This is a genomic window from Lentzea sp. (assembly GCF_036380075.1).
Taxonomy (GTDB): Bacteria; Actinomycetota; Actinomycetes; order Mycobacteriales; family Pseudonocardiaceae; genus Lentzea.
Window position 1 is genome coordinate 16,017 of sequence record NZ_DASVFL010000110.1, and the last position, 12,422, is coordinate 28,438.

Consider the following 12,422-nt stretch of genomic DNA (forward strand, 5'->3'; position numbering starts at 1 on the left):
TTCCTCCCTAGATCCCCGACCTTGCGGGAGGAAACGCTTCCACCGATCGTGTGACGCAGACAACCGACTGAGGTAGGGCGAGAAATCAGCCTGTGGTCGGACAACCACGGTCAGTCAGTCGTTTCGGCCCACATCTTCCGCAGGTGGGCGAGGCCGTCGTTCGTAGGGGTGCCGAGAACGCGGAGCCGTGCCATACCGCCGTCCGGGTAGATGTCGAGCCGCACGGCCGTCGCCTCTGCCGGGTCCACGACGAACCGGTGCCGCGTGTCGGGCTGGAGCCGGGTGCGCGGGAGCAGGTCGAACCACGTGTCCGGGTCGCGGCGCTCGTCGCAGGCGCTGACCGACGCCCAGCCCGGCGCGTTGCCCTTGAAGTGGCTGGTGTCGAGCTCGACCAGCTGCACGACCCCCGCCGCGGCGAGGCGCAACGACACCCAGTCGTTGCCGTCGTCGCGCCGGCGCGCGGTCTCCCAGCCCTCGCCCATGAGCGCGGCCTGACCAGGCGCGATGAGGTTGTTGGGCGAGCTGTAGAACATGTTGCTGCAGCCCGTGACGACCGCGCCGTTCTCCAGCGCCGCGAGGTCGATGCCGGCCACGAGCAGCCGCGGGTCCGCGAGCGGTTCGCCGTGCACGCGCAACCGGGCGACGCCGCCGTCCGGGTCGATGGTGAGCCGCACGTGCGTGACGCGGCGGCCTTCCCGCACGTCGAAGAAGTGCTTCTCGTCGCCCTTCAGCGCGGAGCGTTCGACCAGCGGGAACCACTCGGTGATCTCGTCGGCGGACGGGTAGCCGTCGACCTGCGCGCCCTCGACCCAGCAGAACGGCGGGAAGTTGCCCTTGAAGAACGCCGTGTCGACGACGACGCCGCGCACGACACCGGGCATGCCGAGCCGGACGACGGCCTGGTCGACGCCCGGCTCACGGCGGCGGCGGGTCTCCCAACCGTCGTAGACCTGGCCTTTGTGGCCGAAGGTGTAGGTCTGGTAGACCGGCTCGGCGGGCCTGATCAGGTTCTCCCGCTCGGCGAACAGCTCGTCGTTCGCCCACACCACACCACCGCCGACCGCGCGCGAGGCGAGATCGGGCAGCCGGGTCCACTCCTTCATGCTTCTCCTCTTCTGAGCAGCTTTCCTCGTGCAGTGCCGATCTCCTTGCCGCGCAACCACGTCTGCCGCACGACGCCGTGCAGCGTGCGACCGTGGTAGGGCGTGACGGGGTTGCGGTGGTGGAGCTCGTCCCTGTCCACCACGAAGGTCTCGTCCGGTGCGAAGACCACGAGGTCCGCGTCCTTGCCGACCTCGATGGCGCCCTTGGTCGCCAGCCCGACCTGGCGCGCCGGGTGCGTCGCCATCCAGCGGACGACGTCGGTGAGCTGGAACCCGCGGTCGCGCGCGCCCGTCCACACCGCGGGCAGGCCGAGCTGGAGCGACGCGATACCGCCCCACGCCGTGGCGAAGTCGCCCTCCTTCAGCTCCACCGTGCTGGGCGAGTGGTCGCTCACGACCAGGTCGAGCACGCCGTCGCGCAGGCCCCGCCACAGCGCCTCGCGGTTCTCCGCCTCGCGGATCGGCGGGCAGCACTTGAACTCCGTCTGCCCGTCGTGGATCTCCTCGGCCGTGAAGGTGAGGTAGTGCGGGCAGGTCTCGGCCGTGATCGGCAGGCTCTCCCGCTTCGCGGCCTCCAGGATCGCCAGGGCGTCCGACGACGAGAGGTGCAGGATGTGCGTGCGCGCGCCGGTCTTCCGCGTCAACGCCACGACGTCGCTGATCGCCTTGTTCTCGGCCTCGCGCGGCCGGGACGCCAGGAACCCCGCGTAGTCCGGTTCGGAGTCGCGGACCGTGTGCGCGTCCTCGGCGTGCACGATCGTCAACGCGTCGAGCGTCGCGAGCTCCCGCAGCGCAGCCTCCAGCTCCGCGGTCGTGACGGCCGGGAACTCGTCGACGCCCGAGTGCAGCAGGAAGCACTTGAAGCCGAAGACCCCGGCCTCGTGCAACGGCTTCAGGTCCGCCAGGTTGCCGGGGACGATGCCGCCCCAGAACCCGACGTCCACCGAGACGGCCGCCGCGGCCTTGCGCTTGATCTCCAGCGCGGCGGCCTCGACGGTCGGCGGGATGCTGTTGAGCGGCATGTCGATGATCGTCGTGACGCCACCGGCGGCAGCGGCGCGGGTCGCGGTCTCGAAGCCCTCCCACTCGGTGCGGCCGGGGTCGTTGACGTGCACGTGCGTGTCGACCAGGCCGGGCAGCAGCACCTCGTCGTCCGCGAGGTGCACGACGTTCGGCGAGTCGATGTGCGGCTCGACGGCGACGACCCTGCCGCCGGCGACACCGACGTCGCACGCGATCTCTCCCTGCGGGGTGACGACCCTGCGGGCGCGGAAGACCAGGTCCATGTCCCTCACTCTGACACCCAGTCGCGGGCGATGCGACCGCCGAGCACGTGCAACAGCGCGTCAGCCCCGGCCATGCACCGCGTGACGTCCGGTTCGACGTCCAGCAGCGCGTAGACGGCCTCGAGCCCCAGGTCACCGGGTTCGACCGAGCACTGCCCGGCCACCGCGACCACCGGCACGTCACCCGAGGCCCTCACGACCCCGTACGGCGCCTTGCCGTGCCGGGTCTGGGCGTCCAGCGACCCCTCGCCGGTGACCACCAGCGACGCACCGGCGACGGCCTCGGCGAACCCGACCAGCTCCAGCACGACCTCGATGCCGGGGCGGAACCGCGCACCCAGCACCGCGAGTGCCGCGAACCCGATCCCGCCGGCCGCACCGGCCCCGGGACGGGAGGCGTGCTCCGGCCCGAGGCGCTCGGCGAGAGCGGACAGCCGCCGTTCCAGGATCTCCACCTGGTCGGGTGACGCGCCCTTCTGCGGCCCGTAGACCGCCGCGGCACCGGCCGGCCCGAGCAGCGGGTTGTCCACGTCGGACGCCAGCACCAGGTCGACGCCGTCGAACGACGTCCCGCCGAGTGCTTCGAGCATGCCCGCGCCGCCGTCCGTGCACGCGCTGCCGCCGAGCCCGAGCACGACCGTGGAGCAGCCGGCGTCCAGCGCGGCTTTCAGCAGCTCGCCGACGCCGTGGCTGGTGGCGTCGAGCGGCGCGGGCTCGTCGAGCAACGTCAGCCCGGCCGCCGAGGCCACCTCGACCACGGCGGTCGTCCCGTTGACGGCGAAGGACGCGGGCACCGGCCTGCCGACCGGTCCGGTGACCCAGCGCCCCACCTTCACGAACCCGGCGGCGACGGCGGCGTCGACGGTGCCGTCGCCGCCGTCGGCCACGGGGTGCAGGCGCACGTCCACGTCCGGGGCCGCCTCCCGCAGGCCGCGCGCGACGGCGGCGGCGACCTGCGGGGCGGTGAGCGATCCCTTGAACTTGTCCGGCGCGAGGACGACGTGGCTCACGGGAGGGGCTCGAATTCCCTCATCGCGGCGATCGACGTGCCGTTGGCGGTGTTGCCCTCGCGTTCGATCATGATCTCCACGAGCACGGGCCGCCGGGTGCGGTCCGCCTCCTTGCGCGCCCACTCCAGCGAGCCGCGGATCTCGCCGGGATCGGCCACGCGGACGCCGGAGCAGCCGTACGCCTCCATGATCTTGACGTTGTCCGAACCGGTGGTGTCGTAGTGGATGTCGACCTCGTACTTCATGTCGTAGCCGCCGTGGTCCTCGGCCATCCTGATCAGGCCGAGGTACTCGTTGTTGAGCATGATCAGCACGAACGGCACGTCGTACTGGGCGCCGACCGCCAGCTCCTCGACCAGGAACTGGAACGAGTAGTCGCCGACGATCCCGACGACCTCCGCGTCGGGCCGGGCCTTCTTCACGCCGATCGCGGCCGGGATCTCCCAGCCGAGCGGGCCGGCCTGGCCGCAGACCTGGTAGTGCCGCGGCCGGTGCGCCTTCTGGTGCTGGCCGGACCAGATCTGGTAGAGCCCGATGGCCGTGACGAAGTAGGTGTCCGGGCCGTAGAACTCGTTGATCTCCTTGAACACCCGCGGCGCCTTGACCGGCACGGTGTCGAAGTCCTCGCGCCGCACCAGGGTCCGTTTGAGCTCCTGGCACCGTTGCACCCACGCACCTGCCGGGCGGGCGTGCGCGCGTGCCTTCTCCAGCAACGCCTGGAGGAACAGCTTGGTGTCCGCGACGATCCCGAGATCCGGCCCGAACACCTTGCCGATCTGCGTCGGCTCCACGTCGACGTGGATGAACTCGCGGTCGCCGCGGTAGGTCGCGAGGTCGCCGGTGTGCCGGTCGCCGAACCGCGCGCCGAGCGCCAGCACCAGGTCGGACTCCAGGAACGACGCGTTGCCGTAGCGCTGCGAGGTCTGGATGCCGGTCATGCCCGCGTAGAGCGGGTGGTCCTCGTCGATCGCGCCCTTGCCCATCAACGTGGCCTGGATCGGGACCTGCAGGAGCTCGGCCAGCTCCAGCAGCTCGGCGGACGCCTCACCGAGGATGACGCCACCACCCGCGAGCAGCAGTGGGCGTTCGGCGGCGAGCAGCATCTCCAGCGCGCGCCCGACCTTCGCCTCCGCAGGCGCGCTCCTGGGCACCGGCAGCGGTTCGTCGATCGTCGGGTCCCACTCGATCTCCTGCTTCTGCACGTCGATCGGCAGGTCGATCAGCACGGGACCCGGCCGGCCGGAGCGGGCGATTCGGAACGCCTCGCGGAAGATCCACGGCATCTGCGCGGCTTCCTTGACCTGCACCGCCCACTTCGTGACGGGTGCGGCGATCGAGACGATGTCGACGGCCTGGAACGCCTCCTGGTGCAGCTTGGAGACCGCGGCCTGACCGGTGATGCACAGGATCGGCACGGAGTCGGCCTGCGCGGTGTAGAGGCCGGTGATCATGTTCGTGCCGGCCGGGCCGGACGTGCCGATCGCGACGCCGACGTCGCCGGTCGTGCGCGACCAGCCGTCGGCCATGTGCGTGGCGCCCTCCTCGTGCCGCACGACGAGGTGCTCGATGGAGCCGTCCTGCTCCATCGCCTTGTACAGCGGGAGGATCGCGGCGCCGGGACAGCCGAACACGGTGTCGACGCCCTCGGACTTGAGGATCTCGACGACCGCCTGCATGACGGGGATCTTCGGCATGGGTCAGGCCCTTCCCGCGAAGTTCTCGACGACCTTGAGCAGCGCGGAGTGGTCGAGCGACCCGTACCCCTGCGCACGCGCCGCCGCGACCAGCGCGGCGATCTGGCTGGTGACCGGCAGCGCGACGTCGGCGGAGCGCGCCGCGTCCAGTGCGATGCCCATGTCCTTGTGGTGCAGGTCGATCCGGAAGCCGGGCTGGAACTCGCGGGCGATCATCGTCTCGCGCTTGAGGTCGAGGATCCGGTTCGCCGCGAGCCCGCCCGCGAGCACGTCGAGGCCCGCCTTCGGGTCGACGCCGGACGCCTCCAGCAGCACGATCGCCTCGGCGACCAGGGCGTAGATGCCGCCGACCATCAACTGGTTCGCGGCCTTCACGACCTGCCCGGCGCCGTGCGGGCCGACGTGCACGATCGTCTTGCCGACGACCTCCAGGAACGGCCGGGCGGCGGCGAAGTCGGCCTCGGTGCCGCCGACCATGATGCTGAGCGACGCCTGGACCGCACCGGTCTGACCACCGCTGACCGGCGCGTCGAGCACCCGGACGGTCGACAGTTTCCTCGCGATGTCGATCGAGGTGGACGGGCGGATCGTGCTCATGTCGATCAGCAACGTGCCGTCGTCGAACGCCACCTCGTCGATCACCGCCTCGACCTGCGGGTGGTTCGGCAGCATCGTGATGACGACCTCGGCGCCGCTCACCGCCTCCTGCGCGGACGACGCGGCCTCGCCGCCGTCGGCGACGAGCTTGTCGAGCGAGGCCGGGCTGAGGTCGAAACCCGTCACGTCGTGCCCGGCGGCCACCAGGTGGGCCGCCATCGGGCTGCCCATGATGCCGAGCCCGATGAAACCGATCTTCGTCATGCGTTGTCCCTCCAAGCGAAGGAGTGGGTGACGGGCTTGTACTCGGCGCCGACGAAACCGCGGTAGCCGTTCGCGCGGAGCTTCGCGAGGTGCCCGAAGAGGTCGAGCTCGCCGGTGCCGGGCTCACCACGTCCGGGAGCGTCGGCGATCTGCACGTGACCGATGCGGTCGGCGTGGTCGGCGAGGGTGTCGAGGTCGTCGCCGTTCGTGGCGAGGTGGTAGAGGTCGGCGAGCAGCTTCACGTTGCCGCGGTCGACCGCGTCGATCAGCTCGAACGCCTGCCCGGCGGTCTTGATCGGGTACTTCGGCGCACCGCTCAGCGGTTCGACCACGACCTGCGCGCCGATCTCCGCGGCGACGTCGGCGGCGAAGCGGTAGTTCGAGACGGTCTGCGGGGTGGTCTCGAAGTTGCCGTGCAGCAGGTTCAGCGTGCGGCAGCCGAGGCGGCCGGCGATGGCGGCGGTGACCTCGACGTTGGTGCGGAACTCCGCCTCCCGGCCGGACCAGCTCACGAGGCCGCGGTCGCCCGCGGGCATGTCGCCCGCGAAGAAGTTGAGGCCGACCAGGCGCACCTGCGCGTCGACGACCGCGTTCTCGAAGGCCTCGACCTCGCGCGTCTCGGGTACGGCGTCCGCGAACGGCCACCAGATCTCGACCGCGTCGAACCCGGCGGCCCGTGCCGCTGCCGGGCGCTCCAGCAACGGCAGTCCGGTGAAGAGCATGGACAGGTTTGCGTCGAACATCTTCGGCAGTTCCTTCCACATTGCGGAAGTTGGATTTCGTAATACGGAGACACTAGACATCCCAGAACGCGTGGGTCAAGAATGTGGAAACTAGATTCCGCGATACAGAAACTTGGAGAGCCGTGGACAGCTTCAACAGCGCCCCGGAGGCCGAGCTCCGCCCTCTGCTCACCGAGTGCCTCGCGGTGCCCCGCTGGGTCGACGCGGTCCTGGCCGGTCGGCCCTACACGTCGACGGGTGCTCTCCTCGCGGCTTCTTCCGTTGCCGCGCAAGGGCTTTCCGACGAGGAGGTGCTCGGCGCCATCGCCGGTCACCCGCGCATCGGCGAACGGCAGAGGACGGGCGGGGTGTCGGCGGCGTGGTCGCGGTCGGAACAGTCCGGTGTGGACAGCTCGGAGGCGGATCGCCTGGCGGCTGCGAACGCCGCGTACGAGGATCGGTTCGGGCACATCTACCTCGTGTGCGCGACCGGCCTGAGCGGTGCGGAGGTGCTCGGCAACCTGTCCAGCCGGATGGACAACCCGCCGGACGTCGAGCTCCGCGTCGTCAACGACGAACTCGCGAAGATCGCGGCCTTGCGGCTGCAGAAGCTGATCGGGAGCTGAACATGGCCATCGTCCTGGGTCCGAACCAGTACGGGAAGGCGGAGAACCGCCTCGTCACGGTGTCGCGCAACGGTTCCGTGCACACGATCAAGGACCTGACCGTCAGCACGTCGCTGCGCGGCGACCTCGCCGACACGCACCTCACCGGCGACAACGCCAAGGTGCTCGCGACCGACACGCAGAAGAACACCGTCTACGCGTTCGCCAAGCAGGCCCCGGTCGGCGAGATCGAGGACTTCGCGCTGCGGCTGGGCCGGCACTTCGTCGGCTCGCAGGAACCGATCTCCGGCGCGCGCGTCCTCGTCGACGAGCACTCGTGGGACCGCATCGACGGCCACGACCACGCGTTCGTCCAGGGCTCCCACGAGAAGCGCACCACCGCCGTGACGGTCGAGGGCGCGCAGGCCTGGGTCGTCTCAGGTGTGCGCGACCTCGTGGCGCTGAAGTCGACGGGGTCGGAGTTCCACGGCTACCCGAAGGACCCGTACACGACGTTGAAGGAGACCGACGACCGCATCCTCGCGACGTCGGTGACGGCCCGCTGGCGCTACGCCGGCACCGACGTGGACTGGGCGAAGTCGTTCGCCGAGATCCGTTCGGTGATGCTGAAGACGTTCGCGGACAAGCACTCCCTGTCGTTGCAGCAGACGCTGTACGCGATGGGCGAGGCCGTCCTCCAGTCGCACCCCGAGGTGGCGGAGGTGCGGCTGTCGATGCCGAACAAGCACCACTTCCTGGTGGACCTCAGCCCGTTCGGCCTGGACAACGACAACGAGGTCTTCTACGCCGCCGACCGCCCGTACGGGCTCATCGAGGGCTCGATCCTCCGCGACGACGCTCCGGACGCCGGTCTCGCCTGGAGCACCCTGCCCACGTTCTGAGCGTCACCGCCGGACACGGGCCGGGCACGATCCCGGCCCGTCCGGTCAGCGCTTCTCCGTGCCGCGCAACGACATCTGCTGGTCGCGCCACGAGTGGAACAGGTCGGCCTCGCTGTACCAGTCCACACCCGCCGGCCGTTCCCCTGTGGTCATGAACTCGACCAGCAGCTGCTTGTACAGCTCCAGAGGCACGCCGACGCCGGGCGGGAAGTCGGTGTACTTCTCGTTGACGTACGGCGCTTCCGCGGACCCCTTCGGCCAGCCCATGAAGGAGTTGTCGACGTAGTACAGGTAGCCCCACGCGCCGCGCACGGCGAGCACCACGTTGTGGTCCGGGTCGCCGTCGGCGGTGAGCGAGCGGCCGAAGTGGTCGAGCGAGCCGTCGTTGCACTCGGGGCGCGCCAGGAGCCTGATCAGCGTGTCCACGTCACCCTCGCACGCGACGACCTGGTACTTGTGCTCGGCCGAGTCGAGGTCGGGTAGGCCGGTCCAGAGGCCGGCACGCATGCTCATGCGAGCCACCCTGCACCCAACGGCCGGAGCAGTCGACAGGCCTGCCCAGAACCACACGAACGGGTGATGCCCCGATCAGACCGACCGTGTTGCGAGACCCCGCAGTGCCGTCTCGTCGAGACCGGTGGCGACCTGCACCTCCGCCGGGTCGAGCGCGCCGCAGTCCACGGCGCGGAGGAAGAACGACGACAACGCCTGAGCGGTCGCCGGTTCGTCCAGCACGCCTCCGGACACGTTCTGCACGTAGGACTTCAGCCGCGTGGCGTCGGCGTCGAGACCTTCGCGGTAGAAACCGTAAACGGCCGCATATCGTGTCACCAGTTGTGCCGGGTGGAGGTCCCAGCCCTGGTAGAAACCGTGTTCCAACGACCGCCGCACCAGCCGGTGGTGCGTCTCCCAGCCGTGCTTCTTCTGGTCGCCGACGGGCAGCACGTTCGTGGAGCCGTCGGACAGCCGCACTCCCGTTCCCGCGGCGCAGACCTGCATGACGTGCCGCGCGAAATCGCACGCGCCGTGTGCGAGGTGTTGCTGCGCGGCGGAAAGCCCGCACCCGGCCGTGTAGTCGTAGGTGCCGAAGTGCAGGCCGGACACCTTGCCGCGACCGGCCTCGATGAACCCCGGGATCGCGAGCCGCCCCTGCGAGTCCACAACGGACTGGGTGGTCTCGACCTGGATCTCGAACCTCAGGTCGCCACCGAAGAGGTCGAGGACGTCCGCGAACACCTCGACCTGGTCCGCCGAGGTGACCTTCGGGAACGTGATCACGAAGCCCGGCGGCACCTCCTCCAGCGCCGTCAGGAAGATGTCCAGCGTGCGCAGCCCGCGCTCGCGCAGTTCGGCGGTGTCGAACGACTTGATCCGCAGCCCGACCGACGGCGGCGCGGTGCCGTCCTCGACCCACCGCGACACGAGGTTCGCCGTGCTCTCGGCGTCCATGTCCTCGACGTCGTCCTCGGGCGCGCCGTAGCCGTCCTCGAAGTCGATCCGCAGGTCCTCGACCGGTTCGCGGCGGAGCTTGGCCTCGACCCGCTCCAGCACGCCGTCCGGCAGATCGGGGAGCAGCTCCGGTTCGATCGACGCCAGCGCCTCGCGGCCCCAGTCGGCGATCGTGGAGCCGATGATCCGGCCGGCGGGCACGTAGCACGTGTGCACGGGCTGACGGCCCACCGGCCAGACGCGTTCCACAGTGGACAACCGCGCCGTCACGCGCGCGACGTCTTCGGGTGACAGCGAGGTCCGGTACATCAGATGCGCTCGTACGCCGGCAGTGTCAGGAAGTCGACGAAGTCCTCGGACAGCGCGACCTGCTCGAACAGCTCCACGGCCGCCGCCACGTGCGGGCCCTCCACCGAGCCGCCGACCCGCGCGAGCACCTCGCGCACGGCGTCCGCGGTGACCTGCGTGCCGTCGTCGAGCACGACCCCGTTGTTGACCCACTGCCAGATCTGCGACCGGCTGATCTCCGCGGTGGCCGCGTCCTCCATGAGGTTGTGGATCGCCGCCGCGCCGTTGCCGCCCAGCCACGACGCGATGTAGCGCACGCCGACGTCGACCGCGCTCTCCAGCCCGGCCCGCGTCGCCGCGCCACCCGCGGACTTGAAGTCCAGCAGCTGCGCGGCGGTCACGGAGACCTCCGGCCGCTGCTTGTCGACCTGGTTGGGCCGGTCCCCCAGCACCCCGTCGAAGATCTCCCGGCAAATCGGCACGAGATCAGGATGCGCCACCCACGACCCGTCGAAACCATCGGTCGCCTCACGCGTCTTGTCCTCGCGGACCTTGCGCAGCGCGTTCTCGGTGACCTCGGGATCGCGCCGGTTCGGGATGAACGCCGCCATGCCGCCCATCGCGAACGCCCCGCGCTTGTGGCACGTCTTCACCAGCAACTCGGTGTAGGCGCGCATGAACGGCGCCGTCATCGTCACGCTGTTGCGGTCCGGCAGCACGTAGTCGGCACCCGCGTCGCGGAAGTACTTGATGACGCTGAACAGGTAGTCCCACCGCCCGGCGTTGAGCCCGGAGGCGTGGTCGCGCAGCTCGTAGAGGATCTCCTCCATCTCGAACGCGGCCGGGATCGTCTCGATCAGCACGGTCGCCCTGATCGTGCCGTGCGGCACGCCCCTGAGCCGCTGCGCCGTCGTGAAGACGTCGTTCCACAGCCGCGCTTCGAGGTGCGACTCCATCTTCGGCAGGTAGTAGTACGGCTTGCCGAGCTCGGCGTTGTGGAAGAAGTGCAGCCCGAAGTCGACCAGCGCCCCGACGGCGTTCTTCCCACCGAACTGCAAGTTGCGTTCGTCAAGGTGCCACCCACGAGGCCGCACGACGATCGTCGGGTACGGCCCGCCCTTGAGCCGGTACTCCTTGCCCTCGGGCGAGGTGAACTCGATCGTCTCCCGCGCCGCCTCGTAGAGGTTGACCTGCCCCTGCACGACGTTGTCCCAGTGCGGCGTGTTCGCGTCCTCGAGGTCGGCGAGCCACACCTTCGCACCGGAGTTCAGCGCGTTGATCGTCATCTTGCGCTCGGTGGGCCCGGTGATCTCCACCCGCCGGTCCCGCAACGCCTCCGGCGCGGGAGCCACCTGCCACTCACCGTCACGCACGTGCTTCGTCTCGTCGAGAAACCCGAGAGGCCGGCGCTCAGCGCGCAACGCGAGCAGCTCGTCCCGGCGGGCGGCGTGCGCCTCGTGCAGCGCGGCGACGAACTCGAGAGCCTCTTCGCTCAGGACCTGCACCTGGATCCACCTCTCTAGGTTTTGCTGTGTGGACTATAGTTTTTGCATTGCGGAACTGCAATGGAAGGAGCCGCACGTGTCCACAGGTGGCGTGCAGTCCCTGCAAAGAGCCTTCGACCTGCTGGAACGCCTGGCAGACGCAGGCGGCGAGGCGTCCCTCTCCGAGCTGGCCGCCACCTCGGGCCTCCCCCTCCCGACGATCCACCGCCTGATCCGCACCCTTGTCACGCTGGGCTATGTCCGCCAGAACAGCAACCGCCGCTACACCCTCGGCTCACGCCTGATCCGCCTCGGCGAAACCGCCTCCCGCCAGTACGGCACGTGGGCAAGGCCGTTCCTCAGCCAACTGGTGGACTCGGTGGAGGAAACAGCAAACCTGGCAGTCCTCGACGGCGACGAGGTCGTCTACGTAGCGCAGGTCCCCTCAAAGCACTCGATGCGCATGTTCACCGAGGTGGGCCGCCGCCTGCTCCCACACGGCACAGGCGTGGGCAAGGCAATGCTGTCGCAACTACCGCGCGACGAGGTGCGTGCCCTACTGGACCGCACGGGCCTACCCGCGTACACGACGAACACGATCACCGACGCCACCCAGCTGCTGGACGAGCTGGACGGGATCAAGGAGCGCGGCTACGCGCTGGACGAGTCAGAACAGGAACTGGGCGTCCGCTGCATCGCGGTACCGGTGCTGGGCGGCCCGACGCTCGCAGCGGTGTCGGTGTCGGGCCCGGAGGGCAGGCTGACGAAGGAAGCCGTGTCGAGAATCCTGCCGGAGGTCCTGGCGGTCGCGGAGCGACTGGCAGACCAGCCAAGCTGACAGCGAAGCCGAAGGCGAGCATCGCAAAGCCGAAGGCGAGCTCTTGGCTTTTGCCTTGGCTTTGGCTTTTGCTCTTGGCTTTTGAGCGAAGCTCTCCGCGGTGGGGTTCCCGTCACGAGTCGCGCCACAGCTCTTGCTGCAACGAGGTAGGGGTGTCAACCCGGCACGCTTTTCGCCGGG

At 69.7% G+C, this 12,422-nt stretch carries 12 protein-coding genes; 3 read left to right on the forward strand and 9 right to left on the reverse strand.

What is annotated here, in order from left to right; translation table 11 throughout:
• Positions 1 to 110: 110 nt before the first annotated feature.
• From alc to VF330_RS14050, 6 genes are read right to left on the reverse strand one after another with little or no spacing between them, the layout of a single operon-like run.
• The gene (gene alc / locus VF330_RS14025; protein WP_330852007.1) at positions 111 to 1,103 is read right to left on the reverse strand and encodes an allantoicase; all 993 of its coding nucleotides are present in this window, start codon (positions 1,101 to 1,103) and stop codon (positions 111 to 113) included.
• Positions 1,100 to 2,389 carry an allantoinase AllB gene (allB, locus tag VF330_RS14030; RefSeq protein WP_330852008.1) on the reverse strand — a complete coding sequence of 430 codons (1,290 nt, stop codon included), beginning with the start codon at positions 2,387 to 2,389 and terminating at the stop codon, positions 1,100 to 1,102. The genes alc and allB overlap by 4 nt, the downstream gene beginning before the upstream one ends.
• A 5-nt stretch (positions 2,390 to 2,394) precedes the next feature.
• Complete coding sequence (locus tag VF330_RS14035) at positions 2,395 to 3,399, reverse strand: glycerate kinase (RefSeq protein ID WP_330852009.1); 1,005 nt, start codon at positions 3,397 to 3,399, stop codon at positions 2,395 to 2,397.
• Entirely contained in the window at positions 3,396 to 5,093 is a 1,698-nt protein-coding gene (gcl, locus tag VF330_RS14040; RefSeq protein ID WP_330852010.1) for a glyoxylate carboligase, read from the reverse strand. Before gcl ends, VF330_RS14035 begins: the two co-directional genes overlap by 4 nt.
• 3 nt (positions 5,094 to 5,096) lie before the next feature.
• Positions 5,097 to 5,954 (reverse strand): NAD(P)-dependent oxidoreductase, encoded by an 858-nt coding sequence (locus tag VF330_RS14045; RefSeq protein ID WP_330852011.1) that lies wholly within the window; start codon positions 5,952 to 5,954, stop codon positions 5,097 to 5,099.
• Positions 5,951 to 6,697 carry a hydroxypyruvate isomerase family protein gene (locus VF330_RS14050; RefSeq protein ID WP_330852012.1) on the reverse strand — a complete coding sequence of 249 codons (747 nt, stop codon included), beginning with the start codon at positions 6,695 to 6,697 and terminating at the stop codon, positions 5,951 to 5,953. Before VF330_RS14050 ends, VF330_RS14045 begins: the two co-directional genes overlap by 4 nt.
• 83 nt (positions 6,698 to 6,780) lie before the next feature.
• On the opposite strand from VF330_RS14050, the gene uraD reads away from it, so the two are divergent.
• Positions 6,781 to 7,302, forward strand: a complete 522-nt coding sequence (gene uraD, locus VF330_RS14055) for a 2-oxo-4-hydroxy-4-carboxy-5-ureidoimidazoline decarboxylase (protein WP_330852013.1) — start codon at positions 6,781 to 6,783, stop codon at positions 7,300 to 7,302.
• 2 nt (positions 7,303 to 7,304) lie between these two features.
• Positions 7,305 to 8,183, forward strand: a complete 879-nt coding sequence (pucL, locus tag VF330_RS14060) for a factor-independent urate hydroxylase (protein ID WP_330852014.1) — start codon at positions 7,305 to 7,307, stop codon at positions 8,181 to 8,183.
• Positions 8,184 to 8,228: 45 nt separating this feature from the next.
• On the opposite strand, the gene VF330_RS14065 is transcribed toward pucL, so the two are convergent.
• The 3 genes from VF330_RS14065 to aceB all read right to left on the reverse strand — a co-directional run bounded on the left by VF330_RS14065 (position 8,229) and on the right by aceB (position 11,425).
• Complete coding sequence (locus tag VF330_RS14065; protein ID WP_330852015.1) at positions 8,229 to 8,696, reverse strand: Imm1 family immunity protein; 468 nt, start codon at positions 8,694 to 8,696, stop codon at positions 8,229 to 8,231.
• A 75-nt stretch (positions 8,697 to 8,771) separates the two neighbouring features.
• Complete coding sequence (locus VF330_RS14070; protein WP_330852016.1) at positions 8,772 to 9,941, reverse strand: DUF6986 family protein; 1,170 nt, start codon at positions 9,939 to 9,941, stop codon at positions 8,772 to 8,774.
• The gene (gene aceB / locus VF330_RS14075) at positions 9,941 to 11,425 is read right to left on the reverse strand and encodes a malate synthase A (RefSeq protein ID WP_330852017.1); all 1,485 of its coding nucleotides are present in this window, start codon (positions 11,423 to 11,425) and stop codon (positions 9,941 to 9,943) included. The genes VF330_RS14070 and aceB overlap by 1 nt, the downstream gene beginning before the upstream one ends.
• A 76-nt stretch (positions 11,426 to 11,501) precedes the next feature.
• Between aceB and VF330_RS14080 the strand changes: the two genes are divergently transcribed.
• Positions 11,502 to 12,242 (forward strand): IclR family transcriptional regulator, encoded by a 741-nt coding sequence (locus VF330_RS14080; RefSeq protein WP_330852018.1) that lies wholly within the window; start codon positions 11,502 to 11,504, stop codon positions 12,240 to 12,242.
• The last annotated feature ends 180 nt before the right edge of the window (positions 12,243 to 12,422 follow it).

Bases quoted from the DNA above. Each gene is read 5' to 3' on its own strand.
- alc (WP_330852007.1), bottom strand. From the start codon at position 1,103: ATGAAGGAGTGGACCCGGCTGCCCGATCTCGCCTCGCGCGCGGTCGGC.
- allB (WP_330852008.1), bottom strand. From the start codon at position 2,389: ATGGACCTGGTCTTCCGCGCCCGCAGGGTCGTCACCCCGCAGGGAGAG.
- gcl (WP_330852010.1), bottom strand. From the start codon at position 5,093: ATGCCGAAGATCCCCGTCATGCAGGCGGTCGTCGAGATCCTCAAGTCC.
- VF330_RS14045 (WP_330852011.1), bottom strand. From the start codon at position 5,954: ATGACGAAGATCGGTTTCATCGGGCTCGGCATCATGGGCAGCCCGATG.
- VF330_RS14050 (WP_330852012.1), bottom strand. From the start codon at position 6,697: ATGTTCGACGCAAACCTGTCCATGCTCTTCACCGGACTGCCGTTGCTG.
- pucL (WP_330852014.1), top strand. From the start codon at position 7,305: ATGGCCATCGTCCTGGGTCCGAACCAGTACGGGAAGGCGGAGAACCGC.
- VF330_RS14065 (WP_330852015.1), bottom strand. From the start codon at position 8,696: ATGAGCATGCGTGCCGGCCTCTGGACCGGCCTACCCGACCTCGACTCG.
- VF330_RS14070 (WP_330852016.1), bottom strand. From the start codon at position 9,941: ATGTACCGGACCTCGCTGTCACCCGAAGACGTCGCGCGCGTGACGGCG.